Raw genomic sequence first — 253 nt, forward strand, 5'->3', positions numbered from 1 at the left:
GTTAATGAAAAATATCCTGAGAAAAAAGAAGAATATAAGGCTATTTTGTCTAAAGAAAACTTTTCAATATTAGATGTCATTGAGTGTAATAAAATTCTTTTTACAAAAGAAGATAAAAATACCTTCAATTTTAATCAAAAACACAGGACATACGATCGGGATACGATACTTGAAATATTATACTATCAGAAAAAGTACCGATGCAATAACAGTCAGCTGGCCAAACATTTTAAACTCAGCAGAAATACGGTAG

General features: G+C 28.9%; 1 protein-coding gene. It reads left to right on the plus strand.

Annotation, left to right across the window (positions count from 1 at the left end):
• Window positions 1-253, plus strand: a 253-nt coding sequence (locus SCA31_RS24560) for a helix-turn-helix domain-containing protein (protein ID WP_410699581.1), incomplete at both ends; no start/stop codon positions are given.

This window comes from Chryseobacterium sp. SIMBA_028, assembly GCF_046535285.1.
GTDB lineage: Bacteria > Bacteroidota > Bacteroidia > Flavobacteriales > Weeksellaceae > Chryseobacterium.